Origin of the sequence: Kosakonia sp. LAM2021 (assembly GCF_016620385.1) — a bacterium.
Lineage (GTDB): Bacteria > Pseudomonadota > Gammaproteobacteria > Enterobacterales > Enterobacteriaceae > Kosakonia > Kosakonia sacchari.
On the sequence record NZ_JAENHT010000011.1, the window covers coordinates 16,798 to 32,750 of the forward strand.

17 protein-coding genes are annotated in these 15,953 nt (G+C 55.2%); 4 read left to right on the top strand and 13 right to left on the bottom strand.

The window, feature by feature from the left end:
- Nucleotides 1-14 precede the first annotated feature (14 nt).
- The 5 genes from artM to JKP81_RS19835 form a co-directional block, all read right to left on the bottom strand.
- Nucleotides 15-683 carry an arginine ABC transporter permease ArtM gene (gene artM, locus JKP81_RS19815; RefSeq protein WP_017456142.1) on the bottom strand — a complete coding sequence of 223 codons (669 nt, stop codon included), beginning with the start codon at nucleotides 681-683 and terminating at the stop codon, nucleotides 15-17.
- Entirely contained in the window at nucleotides 683-1,399 is a 717-nt protein-coding gene (gene artQ, locus JKP81_RS19820) for an arginine ABC transporter permease ArtQ (protein ID WP_200553071.1), read from the bottom strand. The genes artM and artQ overlap by 1 nt, the downstream gene beginning before the upstream one ends.
- 6 nt (nucleotides 1,400-1,405) lie before the next feature.
- Nucleotides 1,406-2,137: an arginine ABC transporter substrate-binding protein ArtI gene (gene artI / locus JKP81_RS19825; protein WP_017456144.1), complete on the bottom strand. Its 732-nt coding sequence runs from the start codon at nucleotides 2,135-2,137 to the stop codon at nucleotides 1,406-1,408.
- Between the two features lie 19 nt (nucleotides 2,138-2,156).
- Nucleotides 2,157-2,885 (bottom strand): arginine ABC transporter ATP-binding protein ArtP, encoded by a 729-nt coding sequence (artP, locus tag JKP81_RS19830; protein ID WP_200553072.1) that lies wholly within the window; start codon nucleotides 2,883-2,885, stop codon nucleotides 2,157-2,159.
- A gap of 209 nt (nucleotides 2,886-3,094) precedes the next feature.
- On the bottom strand, nucleotides 3,095-3,610 hold the full coding sequence (locus tag JKP81_RS19835; protein ID WP_200553073.1) for a lipoprotein: 516 nt from the start codon (nucleotides 3,608-3,610) through the stop codon (nucleotides 3,095-3,097).
- A 102-nt stretch (nucleotides 3,611-3,712) separates the two neighbouring features.
- Here JKP81_RS19835 and JKP81_RS19840 point away from each other — a divergent pair, with 102 nt between their 5' ends.
- The 3 genes from JKP81_RS19840 to JKP81_RS19850 are packed head-to-tail and all read left to right on the top strand — an operon-like array spanning nucleotide 3,713 to nucleotide 5,464.
- Nucleotides 3,713-4,036 (top strand): heavy metal-binding domain-containing protein, encoded by a 324-nt coding sequence (locus JKP81_RS19840; protein ID WP_065368906.1) that lies wholly within the window; start codon nucleotides 3,713-3,715, stop codon nucleotides 4,034-4,036.
- Nucleotides 4,033-4,863: an N-acetylmuramoyl-L-alanine amidase gene (locus JKP81_RS19845; protein WP_200553074.1), complete on the top strand. Its 831-nt coding sequence runs from the start codon at nucleotides 4,033-4,035 to the stop codon at nucleotides 4,861-4,863. The genes JKP81_RS19840 and JKP81_RS19845 overlap by 4 nt, the downstream gene beginning before the upstream one ends.
- 34 nt (nucleotides 4,864-4,897) lie before the next feature.
- On the top strand, nucleotides 4,898-5,464 hold the full coding sequence (locus tag JKP81_RS19850) for a WG repeat-containing protein (protein ID WP_234455732.1): 567 nt from the start codon (nucleotides 4,898-4,900) through the stop codon (nucleotides 5,462-5,464).
- A 5-nt stretch (nucleotides 5,465-5,469) separates the two neighbouring features.
- Here the strand turns inward: JKP81_RS19850 and JKP81_RS19855 are convergent, their stop codons facing one another.
- From JKP81_RS19855 to poxB, 4 genes are all read right to left on the bottom strand, one after another.
- Nucleotides 5,470-6,483, bottom strand: coding sequence for an NAD(P)-dependent oxidoreductase (locus tag JKP81_RS19855; protein ID WP_200553075.1), 1,014 nt, complete (start codon nucleotides 6,481-6,483; stop codon nucleotides 5,470-5,472).
- A gap of 94 nt (nucleotides 6,484-6,577) precedes the next feature.
- Nucleotides 6,578-8,014, bottom strand: coding sequence for an SDR family oxidoreductase (locus tag JKP81_RS19860; RefSeq protein WP_200553076.1), 1,437 nt, complete (start codon nucleotides 8,012-8,014; stop codon nucleotides 6,578-6,580).
- A gap of 10 nt (nucleotides 8,015-8,024) precedes the next feature.
- On the bottom strand, nucleotides 8,025-9,023 hold the full coding sequence (gene ltaE / locus JKP81_RS19865) for a low-specificity L-threonine aldolase (RefSeq protein ID WP_200553077.1): 999 nt from the start codon (nucleotides 9,021-9,023) through the stop codon (nucleotides 8,025-8,027).
- A gap of 38 nt (nucleotides 9,024-9,061) precedes the next feature.
- Nucleotides 9,062-10,780 carry a ubiquinone-dependent pyruvate dehydrogenase gene (poxB, locus tag JKP81_RS19870; protein ID WP_200553078.1) on the bottom strand — a complete coding sequence of 573 codons (1,719 nt, stop codon included), beginning with the start codon at nucleotides 10,778-10,780 and terminating at the stop codon, nucleotides 9,062-9,064.
- 153 nt (nucleotides 10,781-10,933) lie between these two features.
- Here poxB and JKP81_RS19875 point away from each other — a divergent pair, with 153 nt between their 5' ends.
- On the top strand, nucleotides 10,934-11,362 hold the full coding sequence (locus tag JKP81_RS19875; RefSeq protein ID WP_017456154.1) for a DoxX family protein: 429 nt from the start codon (nucleotides 10,934-10,936) through the stop codon (nucleotides 11,360-11,362).
- 51 nt (nucleotides 11,363-11,413) lie between these two features.
- Here JKP81_RS19875 and hcr read toward each other — a convergent pair whose 3' ends face one another.
- From hcr to aqpZ, 4 genes are all read right to left on the bottom strand, one after another.
- A complete protein-coding gene (gene hcr, locus JKP81_RS19880) occupies nucleotides 11,414-12,382 on the bottom strand; it encodes an NADH oxidoreductase (protein ID WP_200553079.1) in 969 nt (322 codons plus the stop codon).
- 10 nt (nucleotides 12,383-12,392) lie between these two features.
- Nucleotides 12,393-14,045, bottom strand: a complete 1,653-nt coding sequence (hcp, locus tag JKP81_RS19885) for a hydroxylamine reductase (RefSeq protein WP_200553080.1) — start codon at nucleotides 14,043-14,045, stop codon at nucleotides 12,393-12,395.
- Nucleotides 14,046-14,192: 147 nt separating this feature from the next.
- Nucleotides 14,193-15,092, bottom strand: a complete 900-nt coding sequence (locus tag JKP81_RS19890; protein ID WP_200553081.1) for a lysine exporter LysO family protein — start codon at nucleotides 15,090-15,092, stop codon at nucleotides 14,193-14,195.
- A 126-nt stretch (nucleotides 15,093-15,218) separates the two neighbouring features.
- Nucleotides 15,219-15,914 (bottom strand): aquaporin Z, encoded by a 696-nt coding sequence (gene aqpZ / locus JKP81_RS19895; RefSeq protein ID WP_200553082.1) that lies wholly within the window; start codon nucleotides 15,912-15,914, stop codon nucleotides 15,219-15,221.
- Nucleotides 15,915-15,953 lie beyond the last annotated feature (39 nt).

Below are 15,953 nucleotides of genomic sequence, written 5' to 3' on the forward strand. Positions count from 1 at the left end.
TACTATTTATGCAATTAATTGCGGCGTTCGAAAGCCAGCGCTTTACGCTCAATCAGACGCATCATCAGCGTTAACAGACCGTTGACCACCAGATAAATTAGCCCCGCGGCACCGAAAACGGTGACGTCATAAGTGCGCCCGTACAGAAGCTGACCGTGGCCCATCACCTCCATCAGCGTAATGGTGTAGGCCAGCGAGGTACTTTTAAACACCAGCACCACTTCGTTGGAGTAGGACGACAGCGCGCGTTTAAATGCATAAGGCAGCAAAATCGCCAGCGTGTCTTTCTTGCTCATGCCGAGCGCGCCGCAGGACTGCCACTGCCCGTCCGGAATGGCGCGAATCGCGCCATAGAATAGCTGCGTGGTGTACGCAGCGCTGTTCAGCGACAGCGCCAGCAGCGCGCACAGCCATGGCTCAGAGAGCAGATGCCAGATAACCGGATAGTTTTGCAGCGACGGGAACTGCCCCGGGCCGTAGTAAATCAGGAAGATCTGCACCAGCAGCGGCGTACCGGTGAACAGCGTGATATAGCCGCGCACAATGTGCGTCAGCACCGGCGTTTTCAGCGTTAACACAATGGTGAACAGCAGCGATAAGATCAGCGCCACAATCAGCGACGCCACCGTGAGCGTCAGGCTGGTGTGCAGGCCTTTGAACAGCTCTGGTAAAAACTCGAGCATTATTCCGGCCTCCGTTCAAAGCGGGTTGCGCGCAGATCAATACGTTTGAGGATCCACTGGCTTAATAGCGTGATGACCAGGTAAATCACCGCCGCCACGATATACCAGGTAAACGGCTCTTGCGTGCGGGTAGCAATGCTTTTGGTTTGCAGCATCAAATCGTTCACGCTAATCAGCGACACCAGCGCGGTATCTTTCAGCAGTACCAGCCACTGGTTACCCAGCCCCGGCAGTGCGTGACGCCACATTTGCGGCATCACCAGGCGGAAAAAGATAGCCCCTTTTGACAAACCCAGCGCCTGGCCGGATTCCCGCTGTCCGTCCGGTACGGCTTTCAACGCACCGCGCAAGGTTTGCGAGGCGTAAGCCGCATACAACAGGGAGAGCGCAATCACACCGCACAGAAACGGGCTGACATCAAAGTTCTCAATCTGCATCTGCATCGGGATCTGCACCACGCCCAGATTGATGGTGAAACCATCAGAGAGCGTCAGCAGCAGCTGTGACGAGCCGAAATAGATAAACAGAACCACCAGGATCTCCGGCAAGCCACGCAGTACGGTGACCAGCGCGGTGCCAATCCAGGCAATAGGGCGCCACTTAACGGACTCCCAAACGGCAAAGATCATCGCCAGAATCAGGCCGATGATCAGCGCACAAACGGCAAGGCCGACGGTCATCCCGGCGGCGCTTGCTAATGGAAACATTTCGTTCATTAAGGATTACTTCTGGAACCATTTGTTATAGATGGTCTGGTAAGTCCCATCTTTCTTCACTTTTTCCAGCGCGGCATTGAATTTCTGCTGCAGATCGGTGTTGCCCTGACGTACCGCGATGCCCAGACCGGTACCAAAGTACTCTTTGTCGGTTACTTTATCGCCAACTGCGGCCAGTTTCGCGTCCGCTTTCAGCCACTCTGTGACCACCGCGGTGTCACCAAACACGGCATCAATACGGCCGTTTTGCAGATCCAGACGCGCGTTCTGGTAGCTGTCGTAAGGAACGGTGGTGATTTCCGGGTGTTTGTCGTTAATGAATTTCTGGTGCGTGGTGCCGTTCTGCACGCCAACACGTTTGCCTTTCAACTGGTCAATGCTGGTGAATTTACCCTGCTGGCCGACAAACAGCGCGGAGTTGTCGTAATAAGGCGTGGTGAACAGAACCTGTTTTTCACGTTCCGGGGTGATATCCATACCGGCCATCACCGCGTCGAAACGGCGGAATTTCAGGCTCGGGATCAGGCTGTCAAACGCCTGGTTGGTAAAGGTGCAGGTCGCGTCGATCTCTTTACACAATGCGTTAGCCAGATCGACATCGAAACCGACGATTTTATTATTCGCGTCGGTGGATTCAAACGGAGGGTAGCTCGCTTCGGTGGCGAAACGGATAGTCTGGGCTGCGGTAGCGGTAAGGCTTACGCTTGCAAGTAGCGCGGCAATCAGTACTTTTTTCATTGTCATTAATCCCGATTCTTCAGTGAGATAGGTAATATTTAAACGCGTCGGTCTGCGGCGCGGCAAAGCAGCCCGCATCCCCTTGCTCAACAATGTGACCATTTTCCATGTACACCACGCGGCTGGCGGTTTTACGCGCCACTTCAACTTCGTGGGTCACGATAACTTGCGTGATGCCGGTTTCAGACAGCTCACGAATGATACTGACGATTTGCGCGGTGATTTCCGGATCGAGCGCGGCGGTAGGTTCATCAAACAACAGCACCTGCGGCTCCATCATCAGCGCGCGGGCGATAGCAACACGTTGTTGCTGACCACCGGATAAATGCAGCGGAAAACGGTCGCTATACGGTTTAAGGCGTAAACGCTCCAGCAGCTTCTCGGCGCGCGCCAGCGCCTGATCTTTGCTTAAACCGAGCACGCGGCACGGCGCTTCAATCAGGTTTTGCAGCACGGTCAGATGTGGCCAGAGATTATATTGCTGAAATACCATGCCCACGTTCTGGCGCAATTCACGGATCGCTTTATCAGACGGGGTTTTGGCAAAGTCGAACTGATTGCCTGCAATGCTTAACTGGCCGGAACGCGGCATTTCGAGCAGGTTGAGTACGCGCAACAGCGAACTTTTACCCGCGCCGCTTGGGCCGAGCAGCACCAGTGTTTCCCCTTGCGGGCAATCCAGTGTGATATCGAACAGCGCCTGGTGTGCGCCGTAAAAGCAATTGATGCTGTTTAATTTAATACTCATCGAAGCAGTCTGATAGCAATTGAGGCCGCAAATAGTAACGTTGACAGAATAGTTATGCAATATTTGTGCGTTAAAACTTAAAAATAAACCAACTTCCTACATAAAGTTAGCACAAAATACCGAGCGGTGCGGGAACCAGGCATAAATGTCGGCATTCACCGTGGAATGCCAGACATTTTACGGGGGTTATCTATTGCAGCATGAAATAATTACCGATGTTCTACCGACTGACGTAGCGTTCCGGCGGGCGCATGAACGGTGCCGCCGAGATAGCGCACATCGTCTACCGCCCAGCACTGGCCTTCGCGGATCATCAGCACTTCATCCCGCCAGCTTTGGTCACCTTTGGTGAGCGTGACGCGCAGCGGAATATTCCGTGCATCGGTATTCGGAATGGTCGATGCACTTGCGACGTCAGCCCTTTCAGGGGGGACGTTGCGGCTGGAGAACGGATCCGCTTTTAAAAGCGTGGCATTGCGTGAATCACGGCTGGCAGCGGTGAGCATTTTGCTCAGATCATCGCTCAGATAGGGGCGCAGCGTAGTCCAGTCGTTACCGGGGTGCGCGATGCGGTAGTCATAAAATTGCTGTGCTACGGAATCCGGGCCGCCTTCCACACACGAGCCAACGCGCGCGCCCGTATCCTTAAATGCCGGCGTTACCACGGTACAGGCGCTTAACAGCAGCGCGCATGGCAAGGCGAGAGTCAAAACTGAATAGCGCATATTGATTTCCTTATTTCTCTTCAGAAGTCACGACCTTTCAAGAATAGTGTATTGATCTGATAATGTGTGGTGTAACGCATTGAACGTTAAAAGGAGAAACCGATGCAGTTTTCAACCACACCGACGCTGGAAGGGCAACCGATTGTCGAGTACTGCGGGGTCGTGACCGGGGAAGCGATTCTCGGGGCGAATATTTTTCGTGACTTCTTTGCTGGCATCCGCGATATCGTTGGCGGCCGCTCCGGCGCTTATGAGAAAGAGCTACGCAAGGCGCGTGATATCGCATTTCGCGAACTCGGCGAGCAGGCTAAAGCGCTGGGTGCAAACGCGGTGGTGGGCATTGATGTTGATTACGAAACGGTGGGCAAGGACGGCAGTATGCTGATGGTGTGCGTCAGCGGTACGGCGGTGAAAACGCGGGCATGAAAAACATCGCGTTACTGCTGCTGGCGCTGCTGCTCGCAGGTTGCGTCAGTGAAAAAGGCATCATTGATAAAGACGGTTATCAGCTTGATACCCGTCGACAGGCGCAGGCGGCGTATCCGCGTATTAAAGTGCTGGTTATTCACTACACCGCCGATGATTTTGATGTGTCGCTGGCAACGCTTACGGATAAGCAGGTGAGCGCCCATTACCTGATCCCGGCGGAGCCACCGCTGCATCACGGTAAACCGCGGATCTGGCAACTGGTGCCAGAGCAGGAGTTAGCGTGGCACGCAGGGGCAAGTTTCTGGCGCGGCGCGACACGCATCAACGACACCTCTATTGGCATTGAACTGGAAAATCGCGGCTGGCAACGTACTTCTGGCGGAAAACAATTCGCACCTTTTGCGCCCGCGCAAATTAATGCATTGATTCCTCTGGTAAAAGATATAGTCTCGCGCTACAACATTGCGCCGCAAAATATCGTCGCACATGCGGATATCGCGCCGCAGCGTAAAGACGATCCTGGCCCGTTGTTCCCGTGGCAAACGTTGTTTTCCCAGGGGATTGGCGCCTGGCCGGATGCGCAGCGTGTGGCGTTTTACTTAAATGGTCGTTCTGCCCATGAGCCAGTAGATACGGCTTCTTTGCTTGATTTACTGGCGCGGTACGGTTACGACGTGAAACCGCAGATGTCGGCTGCAGAGCAAAAACGGGTAATTATGGCGTTTCAAATGCATTTCCGTCCGGGGCTGTGGAACGGCATTGCTGACGCTGAAAGCCTGGCGATTGCCGAGGCATTACTGGAAAAATATGGCCAGGCGGGATAATTCCCACGGCTTTTTTATGACGAGGTCAATGGAGATGAAGTTTCGCATCATATCAGGCGCGCTGCTGATGGTGGCTTTTTCTGCCCATGCCGCGCCAAACCCGGTGACGGTGTTCAGCTGTGCTTACTGGGATAAGTCCACGGATAACGTGGAAAAACTCGATAAATGCGTTGAAGTAAAAGAGGGTAAGCTCAGATTCTTGCCCGCGTTGTTTGCGAAAACCCGCGACGTCGAGGGGATGTCGTGGGTCGGTCTATATGACTATATGCGCGCAGCCGGGTTGATGGATGCCGATTACTATGTGCGTTCGCCAGACAGCTACCTTTCCGTTGTGCACTTTGATAATGGCCCGGACTGGTTTGTTGAAGGGCTGGTGCGCTCGCGCCAGAACGGCAAGGTAGGCTACTGGGACGACAATTTCCGTAACCGCATCGCACCGCAATTTGACTATGGCTGGCAGTTTAAAGAGGGCAGAGCGCTGGTGTGTAACGGCTGCAAACCGCAAAAGGATGGCGAGCATACCGCGCTGGTCGGCGGGGAGTGGTTCTATATCGATAAAAGCGGGCAGAAAATTTCTGACGTCAAATCCGGCCCGTTTTAAATCATTCAGCGGTGCAGTTTGCCGTGGTCTTTTAACCAGTACGCCGTGCGTTTGATGCCTTCATCCAGCGTCACAACCGGCGTATAGCCCAGTTCCTGCTGGGCGCGGCTGATATCCAGCGTGAAATCAAAATTGAGCTTCGACACGCCATAATGGGTAAACGCAGGCTCTTTGGCGCGTTTATCACCGAAATGTTCCATGCTGCGCGCTACCATATCCAGCATCGTGTAGGGCACCGAGCGAATCCGGCAGTGAATACCCAGTTCATCAATTAATGTCTGCACGATGCTGCGCAGCGAGCGCGGCTCGCCGTTAGTAATGTTGTACGCCCGCCCGGAAGGCAGCTTATCGCACTGAGGCTGGCTGGCGAGCCACATCGCCTGCACCGCGTTTTCATAATAGGTCATATCCACCAGCGCATCGCCGCCGCGCGGCAGCAACACGCTGCGGTAGTGGTGCATCATCTGCGCCAGACGCGGAATAAAGACTTTATCGTGCGGACCAAACAGGCTTTGCGGGCGCAGAATAGTGAAACGGGTGTTGGGGTTCGCCTGCGCCAGCAGATCGATCACCTGTTCCCCGGCCGCTTTGCTGCGGGCAAATTCGTTGGCGAAGCGCGCCGGACGAAAGTCTTCACTGATATCGCGATGGTGGTGATAGTCAAAATAGAGCGAAGGGGAGGAGATATGAATGAAATTTCGCACGCCCCAGGCGACGGCCCACTCACCGAGACGGCGAGTCGCGCGCACATTTGCCAGATCAAACGCTTCCTGTGTTCCCCACGGTGACGTGAAGCTTGAGCAGTGCCACAGCGTGTCGATCCCGGCAAGCATCACTTTTGCCTGAGAGGAGACCAGCTCGGTCAGATCGGCGTGTACAAATTCAGCGCCCATTTTACTGAGTAACTTGCCCATGGCTTCGTTACGACCAGTGGCCCTGACGCTAATTCCTTTTTGCCGCAAATACTCGACCGCGTTTCGGCCTAAACCGCTGGTTGCGCCCGTGACCAGTACTTTCATATCGATCCATTGTGTTGAAAAGGCTTTATCGCGGGCATTCTTCCGTGAATTACGCTCTGATGCAATGGGATGACGAAAAGAAAAGCGGTGAAGCTCAGACTTTTTCTCTATTTTGTTCTGCAAGATGGGCAATACGCTGCGCCATGCCGCGAAAAATAAACAGATGCGCCGGAAACATCAATAACCAGTACCACAGCCCTGGCATACCGTGCGGATGCCACCACGCGCGGACATCCAGCAGCCGGTGATCGCCTTTATCGGTCAGCGTAAAGCTGAGCCGCCCAAGCCCCGGTGCTTTCATACCAAACAGCAGCGCCAGTTGCTGCTCGGGCTCGACGATGATCACTTTCCAGCTGTCTACCGCGTCACCGGTTTGCAAAAACGGGCGCGCAGGTCGACCACGCGGCAATTTGTGGCCGATTAAATGATCCAGCGCCGCGCGGGTTTGCCACAGAATGTTGCCGAAGAAGTAACGTTCTTTGCCGCCGATGCGGTTAACCACTTCCCACAATGCGCTCAGGCTGGCAGTGGTTTTCACTGTGTAACCCGCTTGTTTTGGGTAGTAACCATATTGCGGGCGCCAGCGGGAAAACGCCTGCGGGTCGTAACCCCAGTCGCTGGAGTTGACCAGTTTTTCCTCCTCCTGCAGGGTGCGGCGCACCGCGTCGTCAAACGGGATCAGCGTCTGCGGGATCAGGCCGCGCAATTCGGTATCATCTGCCAGCAGATCATGCTTTAAGCCCTGAATTAACGCTTTGGCGATAGTCGGCGGCACCGAGGTGATGAGGTGTAAAAACCAGACGGAAATCAGCCGGGTGGGGAGGGGGATCGGGATCAGCGGGCGATGAACGCCGCTTACGCGCATAAAGTGAGCGAACTGCTGCTGATAGCTCAGCACTTCCGGCCCGGCGGCCTCAAACACCCGGTGTTCCTGCACGGGGTGCTGAAGCAGCTCGACCAGATAATGCAGTAAATTTTCCAGCGCAATCGGCGTGGTGCGCGAGCGCACCCAGCGCGGCGGCGTTAACACCGGCAGGTTAAACACCATGTCGCGCATGACTTCGAAGGCGGCGGAACCCGCACCAACGATGATGCCAGCGCGTAATTCGGTAACGGGAATGCCCGCCGCGCGCAGCAGATCGCCGGTGTATTGCCGGGCCAGCAGGTGGTCGGAATTCGTTTCGCCCTTCGCCTGTAACGAACTGAGAAAGATAACCTGCTTAACCGACGAGCCCTGCAGCGCATCGCGCACATTCAGCGCGATTTGCCGCTCGTGAGCGACGAAATTGCCGTTTTCGCCCATGCTGTGCACCAGATAGTAGAGCGTATCGATATCGTGCAGTAACGCGGGCAACTCCTGCGGCCACCAGAGATCAACGCGATGGCAGCTTACGCCCGGCAGTTGCTGCTTTTGCAGGCGAGTTAAGTTTCTCGCGACCGCTTTGATCTGATGACCTTGCTGGCTGAGCGCTTCGACCAGCCGTTGTCCAATATAGCCGCTGGCACCAAGCACCAGGATCCGCTGCGCCACGTTCCGCTCCTTAGTGCTGTAAAAAGGTCTGCCAGTGGCAAACCACTTCTTCCAGTTGCTGACGATTAACATCCAGATGCGTGACCAGGCGCACCACTGGCGAGGCGTTGATCAACACGCCGCGCTCGCGCAGATACGCGCCCAACGCTGGCGCGTTATCGCCCACCCGAATAAACAGCATATTGGTGTCGTGGCGCATCACATCTGCGCCAATCTCTTTCAGTTGCGCGGCCAGCCACGCGGCATTCGCATGGTCTTCTTTCAGCCGCGCGACATTGTTTTGTAATGCATAAAGGCCCGCCGCCGCCAGGATCCCGGCCTGGCGCATGCCGCCGCCGGTCATTTTGCGCCAGCGATTAGCGCGGGTGATATACACTTTATCGCCCACCAGCAGGGAGCCCACCGGTGTGCCGAGACCTTTCGACAGGCAAATGGTGAACGAGTCGCAAAATCGGGCGATCTCTTTCAGCTCGCAGCCATATTCCACCAGCGCGTTGAAGATGCGCGCACCGTCGACATGCAGCGACAATCCGCGTTCGCGGGTAAATTCCCACGCCTGTCGCAGGTAGTCGCGCGGCAACACTTTGCCGTTGTGGGTGTTTTCGAGGCTCAGCAGTTTGGTACGAGCGAAGTGAATGTCGTCGGCTTTGATTTTCGCCGCGACTTTGTCCAGCGGCAGCGTACCATCAGCGGCGGCATCGATCGGTTGCGGCTGGATGCTGCCAAGCACCGCCGCGCCGCCCGCTTCGTAGAGATAGTTATGCGCACCCTGGCCGACAATGTACTCTTCACCGCGTTCGCAGTGGCTGAGCAGGGCGACCAGATTGGCCTGGGTGCCGGTCGGCAAAAACAACGCCGCCTCTTTACCGCTGAGTTCGGCGGCGTAACGTTGCAGTTCATTGACCGTCGGGTCATCACCGTAAACGTCGTCCCCGACCGGGGCGGCCATCATCTGTTCCAGCATGGCGCGGCTCGGGCGGGTTACGGTATCACTGCGTAAATCGATCACGGCATTTCCTTCTCTTACGATGGGTAATGTCCTCTGTTTTACCTGAGCCAGTTGGTTTTCGCCAGTTCGATCACCTCATCGCCGCGCCCGCTGATGATGGCGCGCATCATATAGAGGCTAAAGCCTTTGGCCTGTTCCAGCTTGATTTGCGGCGGGATCGCCAGCTCTTCTTTCGCCACGGTAACATCCACCAGCACCGGGCCATCGATCGAGAAGGCGCGCTGTAGGGCATCGTCAACATCGGCCGATTTCTCCACGCGAATACCGGTAATACCGCAGGCCTCGGCGATACGCGCAAAGTTGGTATCCTGCAGTTCCGTGCCATCCGTCAGGTAGCCGCCCGCTTTCATCTCCATCGCCACAAAACCGAGCACGCTGTTATTAAAAACGATAATTTTCAGCGGCAGTTTCATCTGCACCACCGACAGGAAATCGCCCATCAGCATGCTAAAACCACCGTCGCCACACAGCGCAACCACTTGCCGTTGCGGGAATGTGGCCTGAGCGCCCAGCGCTTGCGGCATGGCATTTGCCATCGAACCGTGGTTAAAAGAACCAATCAGGCGGCGTTTGCCATTCATTTTCAGGTAACGTGCCGCCCAGACGGTCGGCGTGCCGACATCGCAGGTGAAAATGGCATCGTCGTCAGCGAAGTGGCTAATTTGCTGCGCCAGATATTGTGGATGGATCGCTTTGTCGCTCGGTTTTGCCAGATCATCCAGCCCTTTGCGCGCCTGGCGATAATCCTCCAGCGCTTTGTCGAGGAATTTGCGCTCGGTTTTTTCCTCCAGCAACGGTAACAGAGCGGCAAGCGTGGCTTTGATATCGCCCACCAGCGCCATGTCTACTTTGCTGTGTGCGCCGATACTCCCCGGATTAATGTCGATCTGAATAATTTTCGCATCGGTGGGGTAGAACGCGCGGTAAGGGAATTGGGTGCCGAGCAGCACCAGCGTGTCGGCATTCATCATGGTATGGAAACCCGATGAGAAGCCAATTAAGCCCGTCATTCCCACGTCAAAGGGGTTGTCGTATTCCACATGCTCTTTACCGCGCATGGCGTGAACAATCGGAGCCTTTAGCTTACCGGCAAACGCCAGTAACTCTTTATGCGCTCCGGCACAGCCGCTACCGCACATCAGCGCAATGTTATTGGAATAACGCAGGAGTTGCGCCAGTTTGTGCAACTCCTGCTCTGTGGGGGTAACAACCGGCTGCGGTGCGCTATACCAATGGCTGCTGGCGCTTTCCGGTGCAGGTTTCAGCGCGACATCACCCGGCAGTACCACCACTGACACACCTTTGTTGAGAATGGCTTTGCGCATGGCGATCGCCAGCACCTGCGGGATCTGTTCCGGGTTTGACACCAGCTCGCAGTAGTGGCTGCATTCGCGAAACAGCTCCTGCGGATGGGTTTCCTGGAAATAACCGCTGCCGATCTCGCTGGAAGGGATATGTGCGGCAATTGCCAGTACCGGAACATGGTTGCGGTGGCAGTCGAACAAGCCGTTAATCAAATGCAGGTTTCCTGGCCCGCACGAACCTGCGCAGACAGCCAGCTCGCCGGTGAGTTGCGCTTCTGCGCCTGCGGCAAAAGCGGCGACTTCTTCATGACGGGTCGGCATCCAGTCGATGGTACCCATGCGGTTCAGGCTGTCACTTAAGCCGTTAAGGGAATCGCCGGTGACTCCCCAAATGCGTTTTACGCCTGCCTGCTCCAGCGTTTTGGCGATATACGCGGCCACTGTCTGTTTCATCTATGACGCTCCTTTTTGTGATCTTGCCTACAAGCTTAGACAATGAATGCGTCACAAAGCGGATTTAGAATGAGCTTTTATAAAACAGGGGTTTATTTTTGTTACAGATCGGAATAGTCTGACACAGGTAGATGAAAACAGGAATCATTTCAAATGGTTAAATCATTGTTAAACTCAGTTAATAAGATGTTTTCGCATGAAGATTTTGGCCGTCTGCTGCTGCGTTTGATGGTCGGCGGGCTGATGTTATTCCACGGGCTGCACAAATTAATCGGCGGTATTGATGGGATTGCAGGAATGCTGGCGGCGAAGGGGCTTCCCGGTTTTATCGCTTATGGCGTGCTGATTGGTGAAGTGCTGTGCCCGATCCTGATTATCCTCGGCGTACTGACGCGTCCTTCTGCGCTGGTGCTGGCATTCACCATGATTGTGGCCTGGCTGCTGGTCGGCGTGGGTAAAACCGGATCGCTGGATGCGACTGGCGCATGGGCGATTGAGAGCATGGTGTATTACTTTATTGCGGCGCTGGTGATTGCGTTTATTGGTGCGGGTCGTTACTCCGTCGCACCTGCCTGGAAGTAAAGGGTTTAAAAAAAAGCGCCCTTCGGATGAGGGGCGCTTTTTTATTGCGGATTATGCCAGTACTAAATCACCTTGCGGGTGGCAGGAGCAGGCCAGCACGAAGCCGTCGGCAATCTCTTGTTCCGTCAGCGTCATGGTGCTGCTGACGGTATATTCACCGGAAACTACCTGCGTTTTACAGCAACCGCAGACACCGGCACGGCAGGCAGCATTGACCGGCATTTTATTGCTTTCCAGCGCATCCAGTAGCGTGCTGCCCACTGGCGCGTAGAAGGTTTTCATCGGCGAGAGTTTGCTGAATTTCAGCCCGCTGGTCGCGGCTTCAGCCACTGGCGTAAAGAATTTCTCTTTAAAGAAACGCGTCACGCCAAGCGCTTTGACTTCGCTTTCAACCCAATCCATATACGGTGCCGGACCGCAGGTCATTACCGTGCGCGCCGCCAGTTCCGGGACCTGGCTCAGCAACTCGCGGCTCAGACGGCCAGAGGCAAATCCCGCCGTGGCGTTATTTTCCGCCACCAGCGTGACCGGGTAATCCCGCCATTCGTCGGCAAAAATCACGTCTTCCGGCGAACGCACGTTAAAGATCACCTGTACGTCAGCATGCGGACGGTAATGTGCCAGCCAGCGACGCATTGACATAATCGGCGTCACGCCGCACCCTGCCGCCAGCAGCAACAATTTATCGTTCGGTTCGTTATCGCAGGTGAATTCTCCCTGCGCATCGGAAAGCCATAGATAATCACCGCGTTTTACTTCCCGTGTCAGCCACTGAGAACCTGCGCCATCATCAATACGGCGTACGGTCAGCGTGATGTATTCGCTAACGCCCGGCGTGGACGAAATGGTGTAGGCCCGCAGCGTGTCCGCGCTGTTGCGGATACTCACCAGCGCATATTGCCCGGCGCGATAGGGGTAGTAATCGTGGCACAACAGCGACAATGTCCAGACATCCGGCGTTTCCTGCTGGATATGGTGAACCTGCATACGCCACGGGCATTGAGGGGTTGGCATGGTCATGGTTAGCTCCTTACGCGCTCAGCAACTGCTGCATATCCTGTTCCACGGTCGTCACCTGGCGCAGGCCGAATTTCTCATTCAGCACAGCCAGCAGATCCGGCGTCAGGAAGCCCGGTGCCGTCGGCCCGGTGACAATATTTGTCACACCCAGCGAGAGCAGGGTCAGCAGGATGACAATCGCTTTTTGTTCGAACCAGGAGAGCACCAGCGACAGCGGCAGATCGTTAACGCCACAGCCCAGTTTTTCCGCCAGCGTCACCGCCAGGATGATGGCTGAGTAAGCATCGTTACATTGACCCGCATCAATCAGGCGCGGCAGGCCTTCAATGTTGCCAAAGTCGAGTTTGTTGAAGCGGTATTTACCGCAGGCCAGCGTCAGGATCAGGCAGTCATCCGGCACCTGGGTGGCGAAATCGGTAAAGTAGTTACGCTCGCCGCGCGCACCGTCACAGCCACCGACGAGGAAGACGTGACGCAGTTTTTCACGGCTCACCAGATCAATCAGTGAATCCACCGCGCCAAGCAGCGCCTGGCGACCAAAACCGACGGTGATCAGGTGTTCGATTTCGCTGAACGGGAAGCCGGACATTTGTTGCGCCTGGCGGATCACCTGGGCGAAATCGTCGCCTTCCAGATGGTTAACACCCGGCCAGCCGACGATGCTGCGCGTCCAGATACGGTCGTCATAAGAACCAACGGTCGGATCGATAATGCAGTTGGAAGTCATGACAATGGGACCCGGGAAGCGGGCGAATTCCACCTGCTGATTCTGCCAGCCGCTACCGTAGTTACCAACCAGGTGTTTGAATTTGCGCAGTTCCGGGTAGCCGTGTGCCGGCAGCATTTCACCGTGGGTATAGACGTTTACGCCAGTACCTTCGGTTTGTTGCAGCAAGTTGTAGAGATCTTTCAGGTCGTGGCCGGAAATCAGGATACATTTACCGGCAACGGCTTTGACGTTGACCTGAGTCGGCGTCGGGTGACCGTAAGTGCTGGTTTCACCGGCATCCAGAATGCTCATCACGCTGAAGTTCATCTGGCCAATTTCCATTGAACATTCGAGCAGGGCATTCATATCTGCAGGCCAGGTGCCCAGCCACGCCATGATTTTGTGATAACGGGCGTAGATATCGTTGTCGTACTGGCCCAGCACATGGGCGTGTTCCATATAGGCTGCCGCGCCTTTCAGGCCGTACAGGCAGAGCAGACGCAGACCAAGGATGTTTTCGCCAATCGCCGCTTTGTCTTTGTTCGGCGTGAATTCCGCCGCCTGGCGTTGCAGATCGCCGAGATCGTCGCTGACCAGTTGCAGGTCGGCCATCGGGTTATCGACGCAGGCATTCGGATCGATAGCGAGGCAGAGAGCTTTCAGCGCTTCACGTTTGGCAATCGCCTCGCGCGCGTAGCCGACAATACGCACGGAATCGAAGTTAACGTTGGTGAGGGTAGAGAAGAAGGCGCGCGGCGCGAAGTTATCGATCTCGTGGTCAATCAGATCGTACTCACGTGCTTTGCTGGCCCAGGCGGAGAGCCCTTGTAACGCGGCAATCAGTAGATCCTGCAGGTCGGAGGTTTCAGCGGTTTTACCGCACATCCCCTGCGCGTACGCACAGCCGTTGCCCGCCGGAGTTCGGATGGTTTGTTCACATTGCACACAAAACATGGTCACACCTTTATGTTAAAGTTATATTTTAAATACATGTTTAAGATTATGCTGCTGTCGGGAGGCTTAAAAGCGATTTTGTCGGCAATTTAAGGGGATATTGATTTAGCGCAAGTTTGGCGGCTGACATCTACCGCCAATGAAGTATCAGGCAGAGAAAAAGGCCATTAATAGCGGCACCAGCAAGCTGAGAATAAAACCGTGCACAATGGCGGCGGGCACCAGTTCCAGACCACCGGAGCGCTGGAGAACCGGCAGGGTGAAATCCATTGATGTCGCCCCCGATAACCCAAGTGCGGTAGAACGGCTTCGTTGTACCAGACCGGGGATCAGCATGATGGCAATCAACTCGCGCGCCAGATCGTTAAAGAAGGCGGCGCTGCCGATCACCGGGCCGAACGATTCGGTAAGCAGAATGCCCGACAATGAGTACCAGCCAAATCCCGACGCCATTGCAAGGCCCGTTTTCAGCGGCAGGCCGAGGATCAGCGCATTAATCACGCCGCCAATCAGCGAGCTGGCGGCAACTACCACGGCAATAATCATTCCCCGGCGGTTGAGGACAATCTGTTTCAGCGTCATACCGCTGTTACGCAACTGAATTCCCACCAGCAGCAACAGGAAGATCAATGTGTATTCGCTGGCTTCCGTGGCATAGCGTAAAAACGCCAGCCCGGAAAGCCCAATGGCGAAACCGATCACCACCACACCGCACAGACGCAGGGATTCCAGCGCCATCGCAATACGCGAAGGCAATTTTTCTTGCTGGTGTTGGTGATGCCACGGCAGTGTGCGCTCCAGCCACAGCAGCGCAGCGGCGTTACACAGCAGGATCACCACCACGCTGACTGCCGAATAGTGCAATATTGCCAGTAAGTTCGCGCTGAGATTATCGAGAAAGGCGAGGCTTATCCCCATAAAAAAGAGGATCAGATAGACAATCCAGCTAAGTAATTTATTGATAAGTTTGAGCGCAGCAGTGTGACGCAGGGGAACCAGATAACCGATGACCAACGGCAGAAGAATAATTAACAGTCCTGAAAGCATGAAGCGCCTGAATCCTTGCAAAGTGAAAACACCGGGGAACACACTACCCAAAGGTGGAAAATGAGTAAAGCTGCAAAAAATAAGAAAGATTATGCAAAAGACCCGGCACAAAACCGGGTCTTTATATTAAGTGCGTTTTTCCAGCAGCGTACGGTAGATAACACCACCGAGGAGGCCGCCGATAATCGGCATCACCCAGAACAACCATAATTGCTCTAACGCCCAGCCGCCCTGGAAAATTGCCACGGCGGTGCTGCGCGCCGGGTTAACCGAGGTGTTGGTGACCGGGATGCTAATCAAATGGATTAACGTCAGCGCCAGGCCAATGGCGATGGGCGCAAAGCCGGCAGGTGCATTTTTATCTGTCGCACCGTGAATAACCAACAAGAAACCACAGGTCAGGACAATCTCAATAATAATGGCGGAATACATTGAGTAATGCCCTGGTGAATGTTCTCCGTAGCCGTTGGAGGCGAAACCGCTGGTTGCCGCATCGAAACCGCTTTTACCGCTGGCAATTAAATAGAGCACTGCTGCGGCAATAATGCCGCCAACCAGTTGCGCGAGAATATATCCCACCACCTCTTTTGCCGGAAAACGGCCGCCAGCCCACAGGCCGAGCGTCACTGCCGGATTAAAATGACCGCCGGAAATATGCCCGACGGCAAATGCCATGGTCAGGACCGTTAAACCGAACGCCAGCGCCACCCCGGCAAAACCAATGCCGGTTTGCGGAAACGTTGCCGCCAGCACTGCGCTGCCGCAGCCGCCAAATACTAGCCAGAATGTGCCAAAACATTCCGCCGCTAATTTTCTAAACATAGCCACCTCAATAAAAACAGAAACGGGCCCGCGCCCGCA